Origin of the sequence: Nonomuraea roseola, assembly GCF_039535395.1 — a bacterium.
Taxonomy (GTDB): domain Bacteria; phylum Actinomycetota; class Actinomycetes; order Streptosporangiales; family Streptosporangiaceae; genus Nonomuraea; species Nonomuraea roseola.
On sequence record NZ_BAAAXC010000005.1, the window covers coordinates 142,107 to 166,089 of the forward strand.

Sequence of the window (23,983 nt, forward strand, 5' to 3'; positions counted from 1 at the left end):
ACATGAGGACGGTAGACGTGATCGACGACATCGACGGCCCTGGCACCGACATCGCGATCGTCGGCATGTCCGGCCGCTTCCCCGGGGCGTCAGGCGTCGCCGAGCTCTGGTCGGCCATCCGCGCGGGAGACTCCGGGATCACCCGCTTCACCGACGACGAGCTGCGGGCCGCGGGCGTCCCCGCCGAACTCGTGGACGACCCCGCGTACGTGAAGGCCGCGCCGGTCATCGACGGCGTCGAGGAGTTCGACGCGGCCTTCTTCGGCTTCAGCCCCAAGGAGGCCCAGATCCTCGACCCGCAGCACCGGCTGTTCCTGGAGCACAGCTGGGCGGCGCTGGAGGACGCGGGCTGCGACCCCAAGCGCTTCGACGGCGCCATCGGCGTGTTCGGCGGTTGCGCCCACAGCTCCTACATGCAGAACAACCTGCTGCCCAGCGGCATCACCGCCGTCATGGGCGACCTCGCCGTCGGCCTGGCCAACGACAAGGACTCGCTCACCACCCGGGTGGCGCACACGATCGGCCTGTCGGGCCCCAGCTACGGCGTGCAGAGCTACTGCTCCACCTCGCTCGTCGCCGTGTGCGCCGGCGCCTCGAGCCTGGCGGGCTACGAGTGCGACCTGGCCCTGGCCGGCGGCGTCGCGGTCAACGTGCCGCAGCGGGTCGGCTACCTGTACCAGCAGGGCGGCATCGCGCCGCCGGACGGCCGGTGCCGCGCCTTCGACGCGCGCGGCCTCGGCAGCCCGCTCGGCAGCGGCGTCGGCGTCGTCGCCCTGCGGCGGCTGGAGGACGCGCTCGCCGACGGCGACCAGATCTACGCGGTCATCCGCGGCTGGGCGGTCAACAACGACGGCGGGCGCAAGGTCGGCTTCACCGCGCCCGGCGTGCAGGGGCAGGCCGCCGTCATGGCCGAGGCGCTGGCCAGCGCCGACCTCTCGCCCGCCGACATCGACTACATCGAGGCGCACGGCACGGGCACCGCGCTCGGCGACGCCGCCGAGCTGGCCGCGCTCCAGCAGGTCTACGGCGGTCAGTCGCTGCTGATCGGCTCCGTCAAGCCGAACGTCGGTCACCTGGACCGGGCCGCGGGCGTGACCAACCTGATCAAGGCCGCGCTCGCCCTGCGTCACGACGAGATCCCGCCCACGCTCAACCTGTCGGAACCGAACCCGCAGCTCGACACCGGTGAGGCCCGGCTCGACGTGGTCACCAGGCTGCGGAGCTGGCCGCGCGAGGCCGGCCGCATCCGCCGGGCAGGGGTGAGCGCGTTCGGCATCGGCGGCACCAACGCCCACGTGGTGCTGGAGGAGGCGCCGCTGGTGCCCAGGACCGAGGAGAGGCCGCGCCCGGAACCGCTGATCTGGTCGGCGCGCACGGCCACGGCCGCCGACGAGATGACCGCCCGGCTCGCCGGCCACCTCGCAGGCGACGGGCGCGAGCACCGGCTGGCCGATGTGGCCCACACGCTGCAGGCCGGGCGGCAGCAGTTCGGACACCGCAGGCTGCTGGTCGCCTCCTCCACCGCCGAGGCCGCCGTGGGGCTGGCGGGCGCGACCGTGCTCGGCCGCGCCGAGAGCCGCACCGACCGGCCCGTCGCCTTCCTCATCGCGGGCACCGGCGAGCAGTACCCCGGCATGGCCGCCGAGCTGTACGTCAGCGAGCCGGTCTTCCGCGAGGTGCTCGACGACTGCCGCGCTCACCTGCGCAGGCTCATGGGCGGCGCCGACCCGCTCGCCGAGATGCTCGCCCCCAGGAAGCCCCCGGCGGACGGCACGCTCGGCGCGCTGTTCGGCCGCGCGCCCGAGCCCGCCGCCGCGACCCCGACCGGCGTGCTGCAGCCCGCCCTGTTCGCGGTCGAGTACGCGCTCGCCAGGCTCGTCCAGTCGTGGGGGATCCAGCCGGCGATGCTGGCCGGATACAGCCTCGGCGAGTACGTGGCCGCCTGCCTGGCCGGCGTGCTCTCCCTGGAATCGGCGCTCGCCCTCGTCACCCACCGCGCCCGCCTCATCGACGAGCTGCCCGCCGGTGCCATGGCCGCGGTGCCGCTGGCCGCCGCGGACGTGCTGGAGCGCATCCAACGCGCAGGCATCACCGGCGTCGGCGTCGGCGCGATCAGCGGGCCCGAGCTCACCGTGCTGTCCGGTGAGCCGCAGGGCATCGCCGCCGTCAGGGCGCTCCTGGAGGCCGAGGCGGTGCCGTGCCGGCCGCTGGCCACCACGCACGCCTTCCACTCCGCCATGATGGAGCCGATCCGCGAAAGGCTCACCTCGTGGATCGCGGCCAACGTGCCGCTGCACGCGCCGCGCGTGCCGTACGTGTCCAACGTCACGGGCGAGCCGGCCGTCGCCGAGCAGGTCACCGACCCTGCCTACTGGGCCGAGCACATGTGCGCGCCCGTCCGCTTCCACGACGTGCTGCGCACCCTCCTGCGGCAGGAGGGCGAGCCCGCGCTCCTGGAGATCGGGCCCGGCCAGTCGCTGGGCGCGATGGCGCGCGGCCACGCCGACTGCCCGCCGGAGCGCTGGCCGCTCATCGTGGCGTCCATGCCCGGCGCGAGCGACCCGCGCCCCGCCCAGGCCGTGCTCGCCGAGGCGGCGGGGCGGCTCTGGCTGGCGGGCGTCCCGATCGACTGGACCGGCTACCGCCAGGACCGCCCCGTCGCCAAGGTCGGCCTGCCCACGTATCCCTTCCAGCGCGAGCGCTTCTGGGTGAACCCCCCAGGAGGCGGCGCGCTCGCCCGCGACACCGCTCCCTCGGTCGGCGAGCCCATCCCCTCGAACGGGCAGGCGGGGGAGGGCGCGTCCGCCCGCAGTGGGACGGGGGACGGCGCTTCGCGGGCCGCCCACGTGACGCTGATGGCCCCCCGGTGGACATCCGGCGCGCCCGCAGAGGCCGGAAAGCAGGTCGCGCGCTGCGTCATCCTGCCCGACGACGCAGGGGCCGGCGAGGCGCTGGCCCGGACGTTGCGCGCCGCGGGCACCGAGGTCATCACCGTCACCGGCGGGAACGCCTTCACCGAGACGCCGGGCGGCTTCACCATCGACCCCGCCTCACCCGCCGATCACGCCGCCCTGGCAGAGCGCCTCACCACCTCCGCCGGCGTCACCGTGGTCGACCTGCGCCTGCTCGACCGTCCCGGAGAGGGTGACGGCAGGGACACGCTGCCTCCCGTGGCGCGGCTGCTCGCCGCCTGGGGCGAGGCGGGCGCCGACTCCGCCCGCGTCATTCTCGTCACGCGGGGCGGCCAGGCCGTGTCCGCCGGCGACCGCCCCGACCCCGGGCAGGCCGCCGCCGCCACGCTCCCCATGGTCGCCAACCAGGAGTACCTGAACCTCGACTGCGCCACCGTCGACGTGGCACCCGGCGCGGACGCCGCCGAAGTGGCAGGCGCGCTCGCCGCGGAGGTGCGCCACCCGTCCGGTGACGTCTTCGTCGCCTACCGCGGCGGATCCCGCCTGATCCGCGCCTACACCCCCGCCGAGCCCGCGTCCGAGCCCGCGTCCGGGCCTGGCGGGGCGCCGGTCCGGCCTGGCGGGACGTATCTCGTCACCGGCGGGCTCGGGGACGTCGGCCTGCTGCTGGCCGGGCACCTGGCCAGGAAGGGCGCAGGCAGGCTGATCCTGCTGAGCAGGGGCGGCGTCCCCGACGACGAGGGGCATCCGCGCCGCACGGCCGTCACCGCGCTGCGCGAGCTGGGAGTCGAGGTCAGCACCCCCAGAGTGGACGTCACGGACGCCGCAGCCGTACGCGCGCTGCTCGCAGGGGAGAGCCGCCTGGACGGCGTCGTGCACGCCGCCGCCGTGACCACTCCCGACACCTTCAGCCCGCTGCGCGACCTTGAAGGGGACGGCGTCGCCAGGCACTTCGACGCCAAGGTCACCGGAGCCCTGGCGCTGGAGCGGGCCCTCGCCGAGACGGACCTCGCGCCGGACTTCTGCGTGCTGTTCTCCTCCACCTCCGCGTTGCTCGGCGGTATCACCTTCGGCAGCTACGCCGCCGCCAACGCGGCGCTGACCGCGATCGCCCACCGCCGCCACGAAGGGCCCGCCCCATGGACGGCCGTGAGCTGGGACACCTGGTCGGTGACGCTCGACCGCATCGAGGGCGGGTTCGGCGCGGCCATGGCCGCCCACTCCATGACCGCCGAGGAGGCGCTGGCCGCCTTCGACCGGCTGCGGGACGCAGGCCACCCACACGTCGTCGTGGCCGCGGGCGGCCTGGACGACCGGCTCCCCAGGGCGGTGCTCGCGCTGCCGGGCGGGGAGGCCGGAGCGGGGTCCGCCGCCGGGGGCGCCGACCGGTTTCCGCGGCCCGAGCTGCCCCAGCCCTACACTGCGCCGACCTCGCAGTCCGAGCGCGACCTGGCCGGGCTCTGGTCGGAGGTGCTCGGCGTCGAGCCGGTCGGCACCCGTGACAACTTCTTCGACCTGGGCGGCAACTCCCTGGTGGCGCTGCAGATGCTGGCGCTGGTGAAGAAGCGGTACGGCATCGCGGTGCCGACCGTGACCCTGTTCGAGGCGCCCACCGTGCAGACGCTGGCCGCCGTCCTCGACGAGCGGCGCGGTGAAAGCGCCCCGCAGCCCGTCCGGCAGCCCGTCAGGGCGGCGCCCGTCCATGTCACCGAGCGCGCCGACGAGGACCGGCGGATCGCGATCGTCGGCATGGCCGGCCGTTTTCCCGGCGCCCCCGATGTGTCCGCGTTCTGGCGGAACCTCCGGGACGGCGTCGAGTCGATCACGTTCTTCTCCGAGGAGGAGCTGATCGCCGCCGGAGCCGACCCCGAGCAGGTGCGCGACCCCGCCTACGTGCCCGCCAGGCCGGTGCTCGACGACGTCGGCGGCTTCGACGCCACGTTCTTCGGCATGAGCCCGCGCATGGCCGCGATCACCGACCCGCAGCAGCGTGCCTTCCTGGAGGTCTGCTGGGAGGCCCTGGAGCAGGCCGGCTACGCCGCACCCGAGCACCGGGGCAGGGTCGGCGTGTTCGGCGGCGCCAACATCAGCACCTACCTGCTCAGGATGACCGACCACCTGCTCGGCGGCGGCCAGAAGGGCTTCACCGACTTCGAAGTGATCATGGGCAACGACAAGGACGCCCTGCCCACCACCGTCTCCTACCTGCTCGACCTGCACGGGCCCAGCGTCGCGGTGCAGACGTTCTGCTCCACCTCGCTGGTCGCCGCGCACCTGGCGGTGCAGAGCCTGCGCAACGGGGAGTGCGAGCTCGCCCTGGCCGGCGGCGTCTCCATCCGCGTGCCTGACCGCGTGGGCCACCTGTACGGGCCGGGCGGGCAGGAGTCGCCCGACGGGCACGTGCGCACCTTCGACGCCCTGGCCAAGGGCAGCATGTTCGGCGACGGCGCCGCCGCCGTCCTGCTCAAGCGCCTGCCCGACGCGCTGCGCGACGGCGACCACATCTGGGGGGTGATCCGCGGCTCGGCCATGAACAACGACGGCGCCATGAAGGTCGGCTACACCGCGCCGAGCGTCGTCGGCCAGTCCCGGGTGATCGCCGACGCGATGGCCGACGCCGGCGTCACCGGCGAGGACATCAGCTACGTCGAGGCGCACGGCACCGCCACCGAGCTGGGCGACCCGATCGAGGTGGCGGCGCTCACCCGCGCCTTCGGGCCCACCCGCGACAACCGGTACTGCGCGATCGGCTCGGTCAAGACCAACGTCGGCCACCTCGACCGCGCGGCGGGGGCGAGCGGCCTGATCAAGACCGCGTTCGCGCTGCGCGAAGGCGTGATCCCGGCCAGCCTGCACTACACCAGCCCCAACCCGGAGATCGACTTCGAGTCCGGCCCCTTCTACGTCAACACCGAGCTGTCGCCGTGGCGGACCCGCGACGGCCGGCCACGCATCGCGGGACTCAACTCGCTCGGCATGGGCGGCACCAACGTGCATATGGTGATCGAGGAGCCGCCCGCCCGCCCCGACGCGCCGCCGCCCGCCCGCCGCTACCAGATGCTGCCGGTCTCGGCCCGCGGCGCCGCCGCCGCGGACGAGGCGTGCCGCCGCCTCGGCCGCCACCTGGCCGCCGAGCCTGGCACGCGGCTCGCGGACGTGGCCTACACCCTGCAGGCCGGGCGCAAGACGTTCGAGCACCGGCGCGCGCTGGTCGCCGCCGACGCCGGCGCAGCCGCCGCCGCGCTGGACGGCGGCACCGGCCTGCTCGGCCGGGTGGACACCGTCCAGGGCCGCAAGGTCGCCTTCCTGCTCGCCGGGGTCGGCGAGCAGTACCCAGGGCTCGCCGGCGACCTGCACCGGCACGAACCGGCCTTCCGCCAGGCCCTCGACGAATGCCTGCACCTGCTGGAGGAGGTCGTGGGCCTCGAGGACGTCGCCGCCCTGCTGACCGGAGCCCGCGCCGCCGGCCCCGGCCTGGCCGCCCTGCTGGGCCGCGACGGCACCCGCGACGAGCGGGCCGCGGCGCTGGCGCGGACCGAGGTCGCGCAGCCCGCGATGTTCGCCGTGGAGTACGCGCTGGCACGCACCCTCATGGCGTGGGGCGTGCGGCCGGAGATCATGCTCGGGTACAGCCTCGGCGAGTACGTCGCGGCCTGCCTGGCGGGCGTGCTCTCCCTCGAGGACGCCGTCGCCCTGGTCGCGTACCGGGCGCGGCTCATCGCCGGGCTGCCCGCCGGGTCGATGCTCGCCGTCTCGATGTCCGCCGCCGCGCTGAGCCGCCGCTTCCGGCTGGAGGAGCGCGGGCTCGACGTCGCCGCGGTCAACGGCCCCCAGGTCACCGTCGTCGCCGGTCCCGCCGAGCCCGTCGCCGCCCTGGCCGCCGAGCTGCGCGCGGCCGAGATCCCCTGCCGGCCCCTTGAGACCACCCACGCCTTCCACTCCCGCATGCTGGAGCCCGCGGCCCACGACCTCACCCAGTGGATCAAGGCCAACATCACGCTCAACCCGCCCGCCATGCCGTACATCTCGAACGTCACCGGCGGCGTCGCGGACGCCGAGCTGGTGTGCGACCCCGGCTACTGGGCCAGGCACATGTGCGCGACCGTGCGGTTCGCCGACGGCGCCGACCGGCTGCTGGCCGATCCTGAGCTGGCCGTCGTGGAGATCGGGCCTGGCCAGTCGCTCGGCGCGCTGGTGCGCGGCGCCGGCTGCCCGCCGGAACGGTGGCCGCTGATCACGCACACGATGCCCGCCGCGAGCGACGCCATGCCAGGAGACGAGGCGCTGGCCGGCTGCCTGGCGCGGCTGTGGCTGTCCGGCGTCACCCTCGACTGGGACGCCTACCACGGCAGGGTCGCAGACGCCGCCGCCGGCGAGCTGCCCGGCCGCATCCCGCTGCCCACCTACCCCTTCCAGCGACAGCGCCACTGGATCGACCCGCCCGCCCGCCGCGCGCCGGCCGCCGCCGAGCCTGAGGACCTGTTCGAGGCCGTCGCCGGGCTGCCCAAGCTGCCCGAGGACGAGTGGCTCTACCTGCCCGTCTGGCGGCAGACCGCGGCCCCCGCGCCCGCCGCGGGGCAGCCCGGCTCCTGGCTGGTCCTCACCCGCGACGGCCTCGCCGACGAGGCCGCGCGGCGGCTGAGCGCCACCGGCGCCACCGTCACCCTGGTACGGCCGGGCGACGCCTACACCGTCACCCCCCACGGCCACACCATCAGGCCGGGCAGCGTCGCCGACGCGCTCGCCCTGCTGCGCGACCTGCGCGCCGCCGGCCGCCCCCTGGAGCGGGTCGTCCACCTGTGGACGCTGGAGCCGGGGCCGCACGACCTCACCGTCGCCCGCGGCCTGCACACGCTCGTCGCGCTCGCCCGCGCCGCCGGCGAGTCGGGCATCGGCGGCTGGTCGCTCGACGTGGCCGTCTCCGGCACCCAGCAGGTGCTGGGCGAGGAGGTGACCGACCCCTCCGGCGCCACACTGACCGGCCCCTGCCTGGTGATCCCGCTGGAGTACCCGGGTGTGACCACCCGCCTCATCGACCTGCCAGGCGAGCCGGCCGCCGCGGACCTGGACGCGCTGGCCGCCGAGCTGGCCCGTCCGCACGGCGACCGCACGGTGGCGCTGCGCCGCGGCCGGCGCTGGCTGCCCGGCTACGACCCGATGCCCGTCCCCGCCACCCCGGAGCCGCTGCGGGACGGCGGCGTCTACCTGATCACCGGCGGGCTCGGCGGCATCGCCCTCGGCCTGGCCGAGCATCTGGCGCGCGAGCGCCGTGCCCGTCTGGTGCTGCTGGCCAGGAACGGCCTGCCGCCCCGCGCGGAGTGGGCCGCCGTCCTGGACGGCCGGCAGGCGGCCGCGGAGACGACCAGGCGGCGCGTGGCCCAGGTCACAGGACTGATCGAGCTGGGCGCCGAGGTCGAGATCGTCACCGGCGACACGGCACGGGCCGCGGACGTGCGCCGCGCCGTGGAGGCGGCCATGGACCGCTTCGGCGCGCTGCACGGCGTCCTGCACGCCGCCGGGGTGCCCGCCATGGGGCTCATGCAGTTCAAGCGTGCCGAGGAGCTCGACGAGGTGCTCGCCCCCAAGGTCGGCGGCACGCTCGCGATCGCCGAGGCGCTGCGCCTCGGCCGCCCCGACGAGATCGAGCTCGACTTCCTCGCCCTGTTCTCCTCGATCACCTCCGCCACCGGCGGCGGCCCAGGCCAGGTCGACTACTGCGCCGCCAACGCCTACCTGGACGCCTACGCCTGCCGGCTCGCGGCCACCGGCCGCCGCGTGGTCGCCGTCGGCTGGGGCGAGTGGACCTGGAACGCCTGGGAGGCCGGGCTCGAAGGGTACGAGGAGGCGCTGCGCGACTTCTTCCGCGACAACAGGGCCCGCATCGGCATCGGGTTCGACGACGGCTGGCGCTCTCTGCTGCGCGCCCTGGCCACCGGCGAGCCGCGCGTCGTCGTCTCCACCCAGGACTTCCCCACCCTGGTGGCCGGCAGCGCCCGGTTCACGCTGGAGGCGGTGACCTCACCGGGGCTGGGAGGCAGCGGCGGCGAGCGGCACCCCCGCCCCGAACTGCTCACCCCCTACCAGGAACCGGCCGGCCCCACCGAGGAGGCCATCGCCGCGATCTGGGGGGAGTCGCTGCGGCTGGAGCGCGTCGGCGTGCTCGACAACTTCTTCGAACTCGGCGGCAACTCCCTGCTCGGCGTCACGATCGTGGCCGCGGTGCGCCGCGCGTTCGAGCTGGACGAGCTGCCGCCGCACATCCTCTACGAGGCCCCGACCGTGGCCGCGCTCGCCCGCACCGCCGAGGCGCTCGCCTCCGGAGCGACGCCCGTGGCCGCCGACCCAGGCGGCAGCCAGGTACGCGCCCAGCTGCGCAGATCCGGGCTCGAAGCCTCCGCCGCCCGCAGACGCGGCCGGTGACACCACATCCACAGAAGGAACCACGATGAGCGGAACGGAGCGCACATGACCGTGATCGGCGTAATCGGCGCCGGCGTGATGGGCGTCGGCGTTGCCCAGAACCTCGCCCAGACCGGCCACGACGTGGTCCTGGTCGACAAGGACGAGCGTGTCCTGCGGGAGGCGCTGGCCACGATCGGCCGCAACGCCAGGATGAGCCGCCTCATGGGCGGCCCCGCCCTGGACCCCGACGAGGTGCTGTCCAGGATCACCACCGCGGTCGGCGCCGCCGGTGCGGCCAAGGCCGACCTCGTCATCGAGAACGTGACGGAGAACTGGGACGTCAAGCGGGAGGTGTACGAGACGCTCGACGCCGAGTGCGGCCCCGGCACCGTCTTCGTCGTCAACACCTCCGCCATCCCCATCACCAAGGTCGCGGCCGTCACCCGGCGGCCCGACAAGGTAATCGGCGTGCACTTCATGAACCCCGTGCCCGCCAAGCCCGCCGTGGAGCTGATCCCCGGCTTCCACACCTCAGAGGACACCGTCCAGCGCACCAGGGACCTGCTGGCCGCCATGGGCAAGAAGGCCATCGACGTCAAGGACTCGTGCGGCTTCGTCTCCAACCGGGTGCTGATGCTGACCGTCAACGAGGCCGCCTACCTGGTGCACGAGGGCGTGGCCGACGCCGAGTCGGTGGACGAGGTCTTCCGCAGCTGCTTCGGCCACCCGATGGGCCCGCTGGAGACCGCCGACCTGATCGGTGTCGACACCATCCTCTACAGCGTCGAGGTGCTCTACGAGCACTACGCCGACAGCAAGTACCGCCCCTGCCCGCTGCTGAAGCAGATGACCGACGCAGGGCTGCACGGACGAAAGTCCGGGCGCGGCTTCTACACCTACGACACGCAGAACTGAAGGAGTCACCGCATGTCCACCACCGCCAAGGGCCAGATCCTCGACTTCATCCGCGGCAGGTACCCGCAGGCTGAGATCGACGAGTCGCAGGACATCTTCGCGCTCGGCTTCGTCAACTCGCTGTTCGCCATGGAGCTGGTGATGTTCGTCGAGAAGACGTTCGACGTCACCATCCCCAACGAGGAGCTGCGCATCGACAACTTCCGCACCGCCGACGCCATGTCCGAGCTGGTGTCCAGGCTCGCGCCCGACCTGGCCGTCGCGTGACCCTCACCGGCACGGTGCCCGCCACTGCCGCGGGCACCGGACCCGTCACCGACCGGCGCTCGGCCCGCGCGTTCGTCGACACCCATGTCGTGCCGTACGCCGACGCCTACGACAGGAGCGGTCGCGTTCCCGAGGAACTGCTGCGGCGGGTCGCCGAGGCCGGGCTGTGGGCGCCCTTCCTGCCGCCGGAGTCGGGCGGCGCGGGAATGGACATGGTCACCCTCGGCGAGATCCACGAGGAGGTGGGCCGCGGCTGCTCGTCGCTGCGCAGCCTGCTCACCGTGCACACCATGGTCTCGTGGACCGTGCAGCGCTGGGGCACCGCCGAGCAGCGCGAGCGATGGGCGGCGGCGCTCGGGCGAGGAGACACGCTCGGCGCGTTCTGCCTGTCGGAGCCCGGCGCGGGCAGCGACGCCGCGGGCATCACCACCACCGCCACCCAGACAGGCGGCGGCTGGGTGATCAACGGCGTGAAGAAGTGGACGACCGGCGGCCAGCGGGCCGACGTGTTCCTCGTCTTCGCCCGCACCGCCACCAGCATCGGCGCGTTCCTCGTGCCGAAGGACACCCCCGGGGTGGAGGTCCGGCCGATCGACGACATGCTCGGCACCCGCGCCTCCATGCTGGCGGAGATCTCCTTCACGGACGTGGCCCTCGGCCCCGACACGCTGCTCGGACCGAGCGGCTTCACCGCCGGCATGGTCCTGACCGGCACCCTCGACCTCGGCCGCTACAGCGTGGCGGCCGGATCCCTCGGCATCCTCCAGGCGTGCCTGGAGGCGTCCGCGAGTTACGCCGCCCGCCGGGAGGTGGGCGGCCGCCCGCTGGCGGAGCTGCCGCTGATCCAGGCCAAGCTCTCCGACATGGTGACCGACGCGCGGGCGGCCCGGCTGCTGGTCGCGCAGGCGGGCCGCCTCAAGGACGCAGGGGAGTCCGCCACGATCATGGCGACCTGGGTGGCGAAGTACTTCGCCTCCACCGCGGCGGCCCGGCACGCCTCCGAGGCTGTCCAGATCCACGGCGCGAACGGCTGCGCGCCCGGCTCCCCGGTGGCGCGCTTCTACCGCGACGCCAAGGTGATGGAGATCATCGAAGGCAGCAACGAGGTCCAGCGGATCACCATCGCGGGCCAGGCAGAACGGGAGACGACCAGATGACCGTGACCACCGAGCGGCCCGACGCGCTTCCCGTCAAGCCCGCGCGCGGCCGCATCAAGTGCATCGTGTGGGACCTCGACAACACGCTGTGGAACGGGGTGCTGCTGGAGGACGGCGAGGTCACCGTGCGGCCCGACGTCGTGGAGCGCATCCATGAGCTCGACCGCAAGGGCGTGCTCCACTCCATCGCCAGCAAGAACGATCGCGACGCGGCGATGGAGAAGCTGCGCGAGCTCGGGCTGGAGGAGATGTTCCTGCACCCGCAGATCAACTGGAACGCCAAGTCCGACTCGATCAGGACCATCGCCAAGGCCCTCAACCTCGGCCTGGACGCCTTCGCCTTCGTCGACGACCAGGAGTTCGAGCGGGCCGAGGTGGCCCACCAGGCACCGGAGGTGACCTGCGTCGACATCCTGGAGCTGGAGGAGGCGCTGACCAGGCCCGAGTTCCGGCCCAGGTTCGTCACCGACGAGTCGGCGCAGCGGCGCGCCATGTACCGCGGCCAGATCGCCAGGGAGGAGCTGGAGCAGGAGTTCGTCGGCACCAACGAGGAGTTCCTGGCCGGCCTTGGCATGACCTTCACCATCGCGCCCGCCCGCAGGGAGGACCTGCAGCGGGCCGAGGAGCTCACGGTCCGCACCAACCAGCTCAACTCCACCGGCCGCACCTACTCCTACGACGAACTCGACGCGCTGCGCGAGTCGCCCGATCACCTGCTTCTCGTCGCCTCCCTCACCGACATGTTCGGCAGCTACGGCAAGATCGGGCTGGCGCTGGTGGAGAAGGGCGAGGACGCCTGGCGGCTGTGCATGATGCTGATGTCGTGCAGGGTGATGTCGCGCGGGGTGGGGATGGTGCTGCTCAACCACATCATGCGGCTGGCCGCGGAGGCGGGCGTCGCCGTGCGGGCCGACTTCGTGGAGACGGGCCGCAACCGCATGATGCAGATCACCTACGCCTTCGCCGGGTTCAGGGAGGTGAGCAGGGACGGGGCCCACGTGGTGCTCGAGGCCGACCTGAGCGCCGTCCAGCCGCCGCCCTCGTACGTGAAGCTCGACATCGCCGAATGAGGGACCGACCATGACCGTCCATGACCTGACCGACGACGACGTGCTCGTCCGCTGGCTGCCGTTCAGGACCCTGACCGGCGCCGAACCGGGGGCGCTGCCGCTCTACTGCCTGCCGCACGCCGGCGGCGCCGCCTCCGCGTTCCGCATGTGGCAGCGCAAGCTGCCGGGCGTCGCCGTCCAGCCTGTTCAGCCGCCTGGCCGGGAGGGCCGGCACAAGGAACCGCCCTACCTGCACATGTCCGAGCTGGCCTCGGACCTGGCCGACGTGGTGCTCGCCGACGTGGAGCTGTCGTCGGCCGGCCGCCGCTACGCCCTGTACGGGCACAGCCTGGGCGCGCTGGTGGCCTTCGAGCTGGTCCGGGAGGTCCGGCGGCGGGGCGGGCCCGAGCCGGTTCACCTGTTCGTCTCGGGAGCCGACGCCCCGCACGTCACCTACGAGCCTGGACCGCCGGTGTCGGGGATGACCAGGGTGGAGGTGGTCGCCCTGCTGCGGCGGCTCGGCGGCACACCCGAGTGGCTGCTGGCCGATCCGGACGCGCTGGAGATGATCCTGCCCGCCGTGCAGGCCGACTTCACCGTCAAGGAGACCTACCTCTACCGGGAGGAGCCGCCGCTCGACGTGCCGATCTCCGCGCTCCCGAGCGCCTCGGACCCGCGCGTCGCGCCCGCGAAGGTGGCCCGCTGGCGTGACCAGACCACGGCCCCGTTCGCGCTGCACCCGTTCGACGGCGGGCACTTCGCGGTGTTCGAGCAGGCGGCGCGAACCCAGCGGCTGCTCGCCCAGGCGCTGCTCCCGTGGGTGTGAGGAACCGGCGGGCGGTCTTCGGGGCGCGGGTGTCGCGCGTCAGGCCGGATCAGGCGGACGCCGCGGGCGTGCGGGTGTGGCGGGTGGACCTGGACAGGGCGGGCGCCCCTCGCGGGTGGCGCCTGCTGTCCGGCGCCGAGCGCGAGCGGGCGCTGGCCTTCGCGGACCCGGCCGAACGGCGCCGCTACGTGGTGGCGCACGCCGCCCTGCGCACGGTGCTCGGCGGGCTGTGCGGCGTGCCCGCCGACCGGCTCGGCTTCGGCCGCGACGGCTCAGGCCGTCCGTGCCTGCTGCCCCTGGGCCGGCGGCCGGTGCCCGACTTCAACCTGTCGCACTCAGGTGCGTGGGCCCTGGTGGCGACCGCGCCGCCGGGCGTCCGCGTGGGCGTGGACGTCGAGCGGGTCCGCGGCTTCGACCACCTGGAGCTGGCCAGGCGCTTCTACCAGCCCGAGGAGGTCGCCCGGCTGCGGGCCGCGGGGCCTGACGGGTTCTTCCGGCTGTGGACCGCCAAGGAGGCCTACGTCAAGGCGTCCGGCGCGGGCCTGGCCGGTATGAGCGACGTCCTCGTACGCGAAGGGAGCGCGACGCACGCCACCGTGCTGTCGCGCTCCGCGCGTTTCCCCGAGTGCCGGGTCCGCTGGCTGGACGTCGCGCCCGGCTACGCCGCCGCCCTGGTCACGACCGCCCTGGTCACGACCGCTTCGACACCGGCACCACGTACCGGCTGAACACCAGCTCGCGCAGCACGTCGTCACCGCCCTCCACGATCGAGACGTAGCGCATGTCGCGCAGCAGCTTGCCGATGACGGACTCGTGCGTGTAGCCGAGCCCGCCGAACATCTCCGAGGCCGCCGAGGCGATGCGCCACCCCGTCTGGCCGCAGAACATCTTGGCCGTCAGCGCCTGCTTCAGCGTGCCCACGCGCAGGAACTCCTCGCCCGCGTCCGGCCGGGCGGCGATCGCGTCGTAGGCGCGCGCCGCGGCCATGCACTGGTTGGCCATGACCTCGATCTCCATCTCGAACTGGCCGAGCCGGCCGGCGAACACCGCGTTGCCGGTCAGCGGGGCGCCCTTCACCGTCTTGGTCGCGCCGTACTCCATGCACACGTCGCGCACGCGGCGGGCGACGCCGAGCGCCGTGGCGGCGATGAGGATGCGGCTGGCGTTCAGCCCCACCTCCAGCAGGCGCAGCCCGTTGCCGCGCAGCACGTTGCCCTTCGGGACGCGCACGCCGGACAGCGACACCTGGTAGGTCGCCGAGGAGCGCAGCCCGATGACGTCCCACCGTTTGTCCACGGTGACGCCCGGCGTGTCGCGCGGCACCAGCACGGCCAGGTACCCGGACGGGTCGTCCTGCGCGCGGGCCACCACCACGAGGAAGCGGGCGAAGTCGGTGTTCGTGGAGAAGGCCTTCTGCCCGTCGAGGACGATCGTGTCGCCCTCATGGCGCGCGGTGGTCGTGATCCTGGCCAGCTCGCTGCCGGCGGCGTGCTCGCTGCCCAGCGTGGCGCAGAAGCCGTTGCCGGCCACGAGCTCGCCCAGGTGGCGCTCCTTGAGCTCCTCGCTGCCGTACCACGTCACCATGCTCGTGGTCAGCACGGGGATGAACAGGGTGAACGCCACTCCGGCGTCGGCGTAGGCCAGCTCGGCGGTGATGCGCACGCTCTCCTCGAGCCCGAGGCCGAGCCCGCCGATCTCCTTGGGCAGCCACCAGTTGGCCAGACCGGTGGCTGCGAAGCGCTCGTAGAGGGGGAGCGGCGCGTCGGCGAGCGAGTCAAGATAGGCGTCCTTGCCCGCCAGCTCGCGGCGGGCGAACCCCTGCACGGCCCTCAGGTACGCGGGCTGCTTCATCGGCGGTTCACGCCTCCTCGTCGTCGCGGACGTCGAGCAACTCGGCGAGCTGGCGGACCGTCGGGCACTCCAGCAGGCCGGTCACCGGCACCGACGCGTTCAGCGCCTTGCGGATCCGGGTGGTGAGCTCGATCGCGAGCAGCGAGTGGCCGCCGAGCTCGAAGAAGTTGTCCAGGGCGCCGATCGGATCGATGCCGAGCACCCGGGACCAGATCGCGGCCAGCGTGGCCTCGGTGCCCTCGCGCGGCTCCACGTAGGCGTTGTTCAGCTCGGGACGAGGGTGCCGCTCCCGGTCGTCATCGTCGTCGCCGGCCTCGTGGATGTCGCCGGTGACCCACTGCGCGATCCGGGCGTCGAGCGAGCCCGTCGAGATGACGAGGTGGCCGGCGCGGTCGGCGGCCGACAGCGCCCGCTCGAACACGTCCACGCCCTCGGCCGGGGTCATCGCGAAGTCGACGACGGCGCCGCTGTGGCCGGCGACCCTGTCAGGATCGATGTTCCAGGTGTCCCAGTCCACCGTGACCCACCGCCCGGCGCCCCTCGTGCGGGCGACGCGGACGTAGGCGTCCAGAGCGGCGTTGGCGGCCGCGTACGGCCCCAGCGTCATGCCTCCGAGCACGGCCGCGATGGACGACAGCGTGATGCGGCGGTCCGGGCAGCGGTCGCCGAGCACCTTCTGCAGGACGTGGAAGCCGGTCACCTTGGCGGCCAGGTGGGCGTCGCACTGGGGCCGGTCCATCAGGTGGGCGAAGTTGAAGTAGGCGCCGTCCTGCACGCCCGCGCCGTGCACCACCACGTCGATGTCGCCGAAGCGGGCGACCGCCTCCGACACGACGGCGCGCATCCGCTCCTCGTCGGCCACGTCGGCCGACAGGGCGAGCACGGTGGCGCCGCGGCTCTCCAGGTCGAGGATGTTGCGGATGTGCCGGGCGGTCCGCTCGCCGCCGGGCGGCACGTCGGCCAGGTAGGCCTCCCATCCCTCCCTCGGCGGCAGCGGGGAGCGGCCGGTCAGCACCAGGCGGCAGCCGTACGCGTCGGCCAGGTGGCGTGCCAGGACCAGCCCTACGTCGCCGAGCCCGCCGGTGATGAGGACCGTGTCGCCGTCGCGGAACGGCCGCCGCTCAGGGTCAAGCTCGGCCACAGGGTAGGGCTCGTAGCGGCGCAGCCACGTCTCACCCGCGCGCACGGCCGTCGGGCCCTCGTGCGCGCAGACCGACGCGGCCAGCACCGCCTCCGCCAGCGCCGCCAGGCCGGGGCCTGTGGAGTCTGTGGCGTCGAGGTCGACGTGGCGGCAGCGCAGCCGCGGGTTCTCCTGCTGGAGGCTGGGGGCGAGCGCCGCCAGCGTGGCGTGCTCGGGGTGGCGCAGCTCGGCCCCCGCGACGTTCACCGCGAGGGAGGTGAGCAGGACCAGCTCGGCCCTGGGCGCCGAGCCGGTGTTGTCGACCAGCTCGCGGGCCAGCTCGAGCGCCGAGTAGAAGCCGCGGTCCTGTTCCGCGGCGAAGTGCGCCACCGGGTCGCCGCCGGGCGCAGGCTCGGCGGACGCGAGGCTGAAGCCGTGCACGATCGCGCGCGGGCTGACCACCAGCGAGTAGAGCAGCTCGGCCATGTCGCCCGGCGTGCCCGAGCGGATAGTGAAGTCGCCGTCGTCGTGCTGCTCGAACCGGTCCCCGTCCCGCACCGCGGTCACTTCGGCGCCGGCCAGGTTCAGCCGCTCGACCAGCGCCTCGCCGCGCTCGTCGGCGGTGAACACCAGCCAGGGGCCTGCCTCGCGCAGCCGCTCGTCCAGGTCGGCGACGGGCAGCGGGCGCTGCCTCCAGGACGGCAGGTGGGTCCACTGCGAACGGTCGAAGCTCTTGCCCTCGCCGGCCGGCGGGCGCGCCTGGCCGGCTGCGGCCTTGACCCAGAACCTGCGCCGCTGGAACGGGTAGGTCGGCAGCTCGAGGCGGAGTCCTGCGCCGCCGTGCAGCTTCGCCCAGTCCAGGACGCTGCCCGCCAGCCAGAGCCTGGCCAGGGTGGACAGCAGCCACGTGGCGGCGTCGGCGCCCTCCTCGGGCGCGACCGGCACCTCCTCGGCCTGCGCGGCGTCACCGCCGCCCACCAGATGGACGCCCAGCCCGGCCAGGCCCTCGGCCAGCGCGCTCAGCGCCTCCTCTCTGCCCGCACCCCCCGCCGTCGCCGCGCCGGGACGCAGCACCACGTCGACCGCCGCGTGCAGCTCCGCCCACCAGGAGTCCTGCGGACCTGCGGCGGCCACTCCATCTGCGCGGGTCTCGCCGGCGGACGGGACGTGCGCCGGCACGGCCAGCCGTACCTTGGGGTTGCGCCGCTGGGTCCTGCCGTCGATCCAGCGTGACGGGTCGGCCAGCGCGGCCACCGCGTCGTCGCGGTCCCTGCACACGACCGCGCGGCGCAGCGCGAAGGCGCCCCGCGACATCTGCAGGGTGAACGCCACGTCCGCGAGATCGGCGGCTCGCTCCTCGGCCAGGTGCCGGCGGAGCCGCTCGGTGAGATCGGACAGGGCCTGCTCGTCGGCTGCCGAGAACACCAGCAGGTGCGGGCCTGGCCTGGCGGGCCGCACCGGCCGGGGCGGCGCCTGCTCCATCACCACGTGCGCGTTGGTGCCGCCGAGCCCGAAGGAGCTCACCCCGGCCCGCCGCGGGTGCGGGCCCGCCGGCCACGGCCGGTCCTCGCTCAGCACGGTGAACCGGTCACGCGCCGTCGCCAGCGCCGGGTTGGGCGTCTCGTAGCCGGGCGTGCCCGGCAGCAGCTCGTGCTTGAGGACGAGCGCGGCGCGCATCAGCCCCGTGACGCCGGAGGCGCGGTCGAGGTGCCCGAGACTCGGCTTGACCGATCCCAGCACGCACGGCGTCTCCGTGGCCTGGGTGAACACCCGGCTCATCGCCGCCAGCTCGATCGAGTCGCCCAGCATGGTGCCGGTCGCGTGGCATTCGACGTAGCCGACGGTCTCGGGCTTGACCCCGGCCACGCCCAGCGCCGACTCGATCACCTCGGCCTGGCCGTCGACACCGGGCGCCGTGTAGCCGGCGCGCAGGCGGCCGTCGTTGTTGGCCGCCGACCCCAGGATGACCGCGTGGATGACGTCCCCGTCGGCGATCGCGTCGGACATGCGCTTGAGCGCCACCGCGCCGGCCCCGCTGCCCATCACCGTGCCGCCCGCCTCGGCGTCGAAGCTGCGCACCCGTCCGTCCGGCGACATGATGCCGCCCTGCTCGTACAGGTAGCCGGACGGCTGGGGGAGCGGGGTGAAGGCGCCGCCGGCCACGGCCAGGTCGCACTCGTAGGTGAGCAGGCTCTGGCAGGCCAGGTGGACGGCGACCAGCGAGGTCGAGCAGAAGGTCTGCACCGACACGGCGGGCCCACGCAGCCCGAGCTTGTAGGAGACCAGGGAGGCCAGAGAGTCGCGCTCGTTGCCGATGGCCATCAGCATGGCGCCGCCCGGCTGGGAGGTGAGGTGCTGGATGTTCTGCACGACGTAGTCGGGGAAGCCGCAGCCGCCGAACACGGCGACCTGGCCGGGCACGTCCGTCGGGCAGTAGCCGGCGCCCTCCAGCGCCTCCCACGAGCACTCCAGGAACAGCCGGTGCTGCGGGTCCATCGTCTCGGCCTCGCGCGGATTGATGCCGAACACGCCGGCGTCGAACCGGTCGAGACCGTCCAGCGGGCCGCCGACGCGGACGTAGCGCGGGTCGGCCAGCTCGCCGGGGTTCACCCCGGCCTCGCGCAGCTCCTCGTCGGTGATCGTACGCAGGCCCTTGACACCCGCCAGCAGGTTGTCCCACAGCTCGGCGACGCCGGCGGCGCCCGGGAATCGCCCGGACATGCCGATCAGCGCGACCGCGGACTCGTAGTCGGTTCCGGTCATGACGTCCTTCCGCTCCTGAGCATGTTGCGCCGCTGCGCGATCCTGGACCGCTGCTGCTCGCGGGCCTCGGCAGGCTGTTCGCCCGCCTCCTGGTCCGCCCTGGCCGCCTCGGCCAGCGAGGCGATGGTCGGTGCCTGGTAGAGGATGTGCGGCGGCAGGTAGGACAGCTCCAGCGCCTTCCTGACCTCGGCGATGATCTCCATGCCGAGCAGCGAGTTGCCGCCGAGCTCGAAGAAGTTGTCGTGCACGCCGACCCGCTCCAGGCCGAGCGCCTCGGTCCACACCCCGGCGATGGCCTCCTCGGCGGGCGACTGCGGCTCGACGTAGGCGGTCGACAGCTCGGGTCTCGGGTGCCTGCCGAAGGCGTCGCGGATCTTCTTCACCGTCGCCTGATGGCTCTCGATGGACGACCGGCGGCTCATCGCCACCATCGGCGCGAAGTCCTGGGTGGAGGCCACCACGTGCGGCTCGCCGCTGGCCAGCACCCGCAGCAGCGTCTGCCAGCCCTGGTCGAAGGTGAGGCCGAAGTTCTCCCTGTACCACTCGAAGTACTGCCGGGAGCCCTCGTCGTAGTTGTCGAGCCCGTCGGTCCAGCCGTTCCACGTCCACTCGCACCAGTCGATCGAGGTGACGGTCACGCCGGGCAGCGGGTCGCTGAGCGCGAAGGAGTCCAGGAAGGCGTTGGCCGCGCAGTAGTCCACCTGGCCCGCGCCGCCGCCCGTCGCCGACGTCGTGGAGGAGAACAGGGCGAGGAAGTCGACAGGCACCTCGCGCAGCACCTCGGCCAGCGCCAGCGTGCCGGCCACCTTCGGCGCCAGCACGCGCTCCATGTCGGCGACGGTCTTGAACTGCATGAGGCCCACCGCCGGCACGCCGGCGCAGTGCAGGACGCCGTCGAGCTCGCCGAAGTGCTCGAGCGCGGCGTCCACGGCTCGTCGTACGTCCTCGGCGCGGGAGACGTCCCCCGCGACGGTGACCACGCCCGAACCGGCCGCCTCCAGGCGGCGCAGCCCTTCAAGCCGCCTGCGGACCTCGCCCGCGGCGCTCCCGCCGGCCAGGATCGACGCCCACTCCTCGCGCGGCGGCACCGGCGTACGGCCGAGCAGCACCAGCCGCGCCCGGTACTGCTCGGCCAGCCTCTCGGCCATCGCGAGCCCGATGCCGCCGAGCCCGCCGGTCACCAGGTAGACGCCGCCCTGGCGGACCCGGGCCGCCGGCGGGGCCTGCTCGATGACGGCGGCGTCGAGAGTCTCGTAGTCGGGGATCCAGCGCCGGCCGGCGCGCAGGGCGACGACCTGGTCGGCGGGCTCCGCGCGCAGCTCGGCGAGCAGCCCGCGGGCCGCGGAGCCGGGACCGAGGTCGATCAGCCGGGTGCGCGTCCTCGGGTACTCGACGGGGATGAGCCTGGTGGGGCCGAGCAGGGTGCCGCTCGCGGCGTGCACGCGGTCGCCGGGGTGCACGCGGTGGGCGCCGCTGGTGACGATGTCGAGGGTCCAGCCGTGCAACCCCAGGTCGCCGCAGGCGCGGGCGAACGCGACCAGCGTGTGCAGGCCGCGCCGCAGGCACTCGCCGACGGGCCGGTCGCCGTCGGCGTTCCACAGGTGCACGACCCGCTCGGGGGCCCAGTCGCGGCCGGTCAGCTCGCGCAGCGCCGCGACGGCGTCCTCCGGCGAGCCTGGCCGCACCTGGATGCCGTCGGGGCCGCTGGCGAACGCCTCGCCTGGCCGTATCAGCACCGCCTCCCTGCCGGTGGCCGCCAGGTGCGCCAGCAGCGGCGCGGCCAGCTCGTCGGCGAGCCCCGCGTCGGTGTAGACCAGCCAGCGGGCCGCCTCCTGCGACATCGGCGGTCGCGGGGTGGTCTCTCGCCAGAGCGGCGCGTGAATCCAGCGGGTGTCGGGCAGTCGGGGGTAGGCCTTGGCGATGCTCTTGGGATCGCTCTCGTCGAACGCGGGCGTGCCGCCGCCCAGCGCGGACTCGTCGATCTCCAGCCAGTACTCCTGGTGCTCGAACGGGTAGGAGGGCAGCGGCACGCGGCCGGGCGCCCAGCCGACGCCGTCGTCGTGCAGCGCCGTCCAGTCCACCGGCACGCCGGTCAGCCAGAGCTTGGCCACCGCCGTCGCCAGCGCGGCCCCCGCGTCCTGAGGGTCGCCGGCGGCGGGCAGCGTGGTCACGATGAGCGGCCACCGGCCGCGCTCACAGGACGGGTGCCCGCGGGTCAGCGCGCCCAGCGACTGGCCGGGGCCGAGCTCGGCGAGGGCGAGCTCGGGGATGCCGAGCACGTGGTCGAGCCCTGCGCCGAACTCGACGGTCTCGCACATGTGCCTGGCCCAGTATCCGGGGTCGGTGACGAGCTCCTCGGTGGCGGGCGCCCCTGTCACGTTGCTCAAGTACGGCAGGGACGGCGCGCGCAGGGTGATGTTGTCGGCGATCCACGTGGTCAGCTCGCCGGCGACCGGCGCGAGCATCCGCGAGTGGAAGGCGTGCGTGGTCTCCAGCCGCCGATGGCCGATCTTGGCTTCCAGCAGCCGGGCCGCCGCCGCCTCGACCGCGGCCACCGGTCCCGCGAGCACCACCTGGGAGCCGGTCCTGACGGCCACGTCCAGGTCACGGCTGCCCTCCTCTCCCAGCACCGCGGTCAGCCGCCGCTCGTTGGCGGAGACGGCCAGCATCGCGCCCTCGGGCTGGGAGGTGATGAGCTTGGCCCGGTAGGCGACCAGCCGCAGCGCGTCGGGCAGCGACAGCACGCCCGCCAGGCAGGCCGCGACGTACTCGCCCAGGCTGTAACCGATCATGACCTCGGGCCGCAGGCCCCACCGCATGAGCCGTCGCGCCAGCGCGTACTCGGCGACGAAGACGGCGGGCTGCACCAGGTGGGCCTCGGTCATGGAGCGCGGCGCCTCCCCGCCGGCCCGCCCCAGCAGCCTGGCCAGGTCGCCCGTCCCGTCCGAGGTCCGCTCGGCGGGCGTGAACACGTCGGACAGCTGCCCTGGCTCGGTGAGCCCGAGAACGGCGAGGCACTCGTCGACGTCCGCCCTGAAGCCAGGGTCCTCGGCGTAGAGCCCGGCCACCATGCCCGGATACTGCTCGCCGACCCCGGCGATCAGGAAGCCGACCTGGCGTCCCACGGTGGCGTCCGTACGGCCCAGCGGCCCCGCGGGGTCGGCGAGCAGGGCGGCTGCCCGGCCGGTCGAGTCGGCGACGACGACCTTGCGATGGTTGAACACCTTGCGCCCGGCCTGCAGCGTGTAGGCCACGTCGCCCAGATCGTCGGCGGAGCTCTCCAGATGCTCGGCCAGCCGGGCGCAGGAGCGCTCGGCGGCCGCCGCCGACCGCGCCGACACGGGCAGGATCTGCCAGCGGCGCGGGCGGGCAGGGCGCTCGGCAGGCTGCGGGGCCTCGGTGATGATCGCGTGCGCGTTCGTGCCGCCCATGCCGAGGGAGCTGATGCCCGCGATGCGGGGCCGGTCGCCGGTGCGCGGCCACGGCGTCGGCTGGGCTGTGACGCGGAAGGGGCTGGCCTCGAAGTCGATCTCCGGGTTGGGGGAGCGGTAGTGCAGCGTGCCGGGGATCAGCTCATGGCGCAGCGACTGGACCACCTTGATCAGCCCCGTCACACCGGAGGCCCTGTCGAGGTGGCCGACGTTCGGCTTGATCGAGCCGAGCACGCAGTACTGCTTGCGCTCGGTCGCCCCGAAGGCGCGGGTCAGCGCGGCCACCTCCATCGGGTCGCCGACCTCGGTGGCGGTGCCGTGCGCCTCGACGTAGGAGACGTCGGCAGGATCGACGCCCGCCCTGGCGAGGGCCGCCGACACGCAGCGGCGCTGGCCGTCGATGCTGGGCGCCAGGTAGCTGAACTTCATCGCGCCGTCGTTGTTGATCGCCGAGGCGCGGATGACGGCGAGCACGGTGTCCCGGTCGGTGACCGCGTCCGACAGGCGCTTGAGCGTCACCACGGCTGCCCCGTCGCCGAACATGCTGCCCCGGCCCTCGGCGTCGAAGGTGCGCACGTGCCCGTCGGGCGACTCCTGGCCGCCCTCTTCCCACAGATAGCCGATCCGGTCCGGGATGCGCACCGACACACCGCCGGCCAGCGCCATGTCGCACTCGCCCCTGCGCAGGCTCTCGCTCGCCAGGTGCACCGCGACCAGCGACGTGGAGCAGAACGTCTGCACCGACACGCTGGGCCCGTTCAGGTCGAGCCGGAAGGAGACGTTCGTGGCCAGCGAGTCCTTGTCGTTGCCGATCATCAGGGCGGAGGTGTCGATGCCCATCTCGAACGCCCTGAGCCGGGTCAGCAGGTAGCCGCTGATGTTCATGCCGGCGAACACGCCGACGCTGCCCCTGCCCTGGGGCGCCGCGTAGCCGGCGGACTCCAGGGCCTCCCACACGCACTCCAGGAAGATGCGCTGCTGCGGGTCGGCGAGAGTGGCCTCGCGGGGGTTGTAGCCGAAGAAGCCGGCGTCGAACCCTCGGATGTCCTCGAGGATCGGCCGGGACCTGACGTAGTTCGGCTGCTGGAAGGTGGCCGGGTCGACGCCCGCGCCGGTCAGGTCCTCGTCGGAGAACCGCGTGAACGACTCGACGCCGGTGCTGATGTTGCGCCAGAACGTCCCGATGTCGGTCGCGCCGGGGAATCGACCGGCCATGCCGATGATCGCGATGTCGTTGTCGCCCGGTGAATGTCCGTGATCCATCAACATGCCTCTATTCACTGGAGTTGG

Annotated in this window: 10 protein-coding genes; 7 read left to right on the forward strand and 3 right to left on the reverse strand. The window is 73.8% G+C overall.

What is annotated here, in order from left to right; translation table 11 throughout:
• Nucleotides 1-2 precede the first annotated feature (2 nt).
• From ABFX55_RS02555 to ABFX55_RS02585, 7 genes are read left to right on the forward strand one after another with little or no spacing between them, the layout of a single operon-like run.
• Nucleotides 3-9,332 carry a type I polyketide synthase gene (locus ABFX55_RS02555; RefSeq protein WP_346117202.1) on the forward strand — a complete coding sequence of 3,110 codons (9,330 nt, stop codon included), beginning with the start codon at nucleotides 3-5 and terminating at the stop codon, nucleotides 9,330-9,332.
• A 45-nt stretch (nucleotides 9,333-9,377) separates the two neighbouring features.
• The gene (locus ABFX55_RS02560; protein WP_346117204.1) at nucleotides 9,378-10,229 is read left to right on the forward strand and encodes a 3-hydroxyacyl-CoA dehydrogenase family protein; all 852 of its coding nucleotides are present in this window, start codon (nucleotides 9,378-9,380) and stop codon (nucleotides 10,227-10,229) included.
• Nucleotides 10,230-10,241: 12 nt separating this feature from the next.
• A complete protein-coding gene (locus ABFX55_RS02565) occupies nucleotides 10,242-10,496 on the forward strand; it encodes an acyl carrier protein (protein WP_346117206.1) in 255 nt (84 codons plus the stop codon).
• Nucleotides 10,493-11,653 carry an acyl-CoA dehydrogenase family protein gene (locus tag ABFX55_RS02570; protein ID WP_346117208.1) on the forward strand — a complete coding sequence of 387 codons (1,161 nt, stop codon included), beginning with the start codon at nucleotides 10,493-10,495 and terminating at the stop codon, nucleotides 11,651-11,653. The genes ABFX55_RS02565 and ABFX55_RS02570 overlap by 4 nt, the downstream gene beginning before the upstream one ends.
• Entirely contained in the window at nucleotides 11,650-12,723 is a 1,074-nt protein-coding gene (locus ABFX55_RS02575) for an HAD-IIIC family phosphatase (protein ID WP_346117210.1), read from the forward strand. The genes ABFX55_RS02570 and ABFX55_RS02575 overlap by 4 nt, the downstream gene beginning before the upstream one ends.
• Before the next feature lie 10 nt (nucleotides 12,724-12,733).
• Nucleotides 12,734-13,528 (forward strand): thioesterase II family protein, encoded by a 795-nt coding sequence (locus tag ABFX55_RS02580; protein ID WP_346117212.1) that lies wholly within the window; start codon nucleotides 12,734-12,736, stop codon nucleotides 13,526-13,528.
• Nucleotides 13,519-14,256: a 4'-phosphopantetheinyl transferase family protein gene (locus tag ABFX55_RS02585; RefSeq protein ID WP_346117214.1), complete on the forward strand. Its 738-nt coding sequence runs from the start codon at nucleotides 13,519-13,521 to the stop codon at nucleotides 14,254-14,256. Before ABFX55_RS02580 ends, ABFX55_RS02585 begins: the two co-directional genes overlap by 10 nt.
• Here ABFX55_RS02585 and ABFX55_RS02590 read toward each other — a convergent pair.
• From ABFX55_RS02590 to ABFX55_RS02600, 3 genes are read right to left on the reverse strand one after another with little or no spacing between them, the layout of a single operon-like run.
• Nucleotides 14,219-15,379: an acyl-CoA dehydrogenase family protein gene (locus tag ABFX55_RS02590; protein WP_346117216.1), complete on the reverse strand. Its 1,161-nt coding sequence runs from the start codon at nucleotides 15,377-15,379 to the stop codon at nucleotides 14,219-14,221. The genes ABFX55_RS02585 and ABFX55_RS02590 overlap by 38 nt on opposite strands.
• Before the next feature lie 7 nt (nucleotides 15,380-15,386).
• Nucleotides 15,387-19,262, reverse strand: coding sequence for an SDR family NAD(P)-dependent oxidoreductase (locus ABFX55_RS02595; RefSeq protein WP_346117218.1), 3,876 nt, complete (start codon nucleotides 19,260-19,262; stop codon nucleotides 15,387-15,389).
• Nucleotides 19,259-23,956, reverse strand: coding sequence for a type I polyketide synthase (locus ABFX55_RS02600; protein WP_346117220.1), 4,698 nt, complete (start codon nucleotides 23,954-23,956; stop codon nucleotides 19,259-19,261). Before ABFX55_RS02600 ends, ABFX55_RS02595 begins: the two co-directional genes overlap by 4 nt.
• Nucleotides 23,957-23,983 lie beyond the last annotated feature (27 nt).